General features: G+C 69.1%; 1 protein-coding gene. It reads right to left on the reverse strand.

Translation table 11 applies throughout. From position 1 onward, the window contains the following. On the reverse strand, positions 1 to 906 hold a 906-nt coding region (coaBC, locus tag PMI15_RS19615), incomplete at its 3' end, for a bifunctional phosphopantothenoylcysteine decarboxylase/phosphopantothenate--cysteine ligase CoaBC (protein WP_238541159.1). Between the last annotated feature and the right edge of the window lie 112 nt (positions 907 to 1,018).

Here is a 1,018-nt window from a genome sequence, read left to right on the forward strand (position 1 = left end):
GGCGGGCCGCCAGTCGGCCACCGCCGCCGTGGCGATAAAAACGCTGGCGGCTTGGGCGCGCGCCGCCACGGCTTCCAGCATTTGCTGCGCAGACCTCACATCGATGCGGCTCACGCCGCGCGGCGTGGGCTGGCTCACCGGGCCGGCAACCAGCGTCACCTCGGCGCCCGCCTCGCGCGCCGCGCGCGCAATGGCAAAACCCATCTTGCCGCTGGACAGGTTGGTGATGCCGCGCACCGGGTCTATAGCCTCATAGGTGGGACCGGCGGTCACCAGCACGCGCTGGCCGGCCAGCACCTTGGGCGCGAAAAAGGCCACCAGGTCTTCGAGGATCTGCTCGGGCTCCAGCATGCGCCCGTCGCCGGTCTCGCCGCAGGCCTGGAAGCCGCTGCCCACGCCCAATACCGTGGCGCCGTCGGCGTCCAGCTGCACGAAATTGCGCTGCGTGGCCGGGTGGGCGTACATCTCGCGGTTCATGGCCGGCGCCACCAGCAGCGGCACCTTGTCGATGGGGCGGGCCAGGCACATCAGGCTGAGCAGGTCGTCGGCGCGGCCATGCAGCAGCTTGGCCATGAAGTCGGCGCTCATGGGCGCGACCAGGATGGCGTCTGACTCGCGCGACAGGTTGATGTGCGCCATGTTGTTGTCTTCGCGGCTGTCCCACTGGCTGGTGTAGACCGGCCGACCGCTCAGGGCCTGCAGCGTGACGGGCGTGATGAACTGCTCGGCCGCCTCGGTCATGACCACCTGCACCGTGGCCCCGGCCTTGATCAGCGCCCGGCACAGCTCGGCCGCCTTGTAGCAGGCGATACCGCCCGACAGGCCCAGCACGATGTGTTTGCCGGCCAGGTCCAGGGCTTCACCGCCGTCCGGGCCGCTTCCCATGGGATTCGCTTGATTCGTCATGTTCCGCAATGTATCAGCTATAAAAAAGCCCCCACGCTTTTCACTGCGTGTAATGCGCTGCCCCCCGAGGGGGCGCTGCGCCTGCGGCCCGGCAAAGCCGGTTCCGCGGCCC

Source organism: Polaromonas sp. CF318 (assembly GCF_000282655.1).
Lineage (GTDB): Bacteria > Pseudomonadota > Gammaproteobacteria > Burkholderiales > Burkholderiaceae_C > Polaromonas.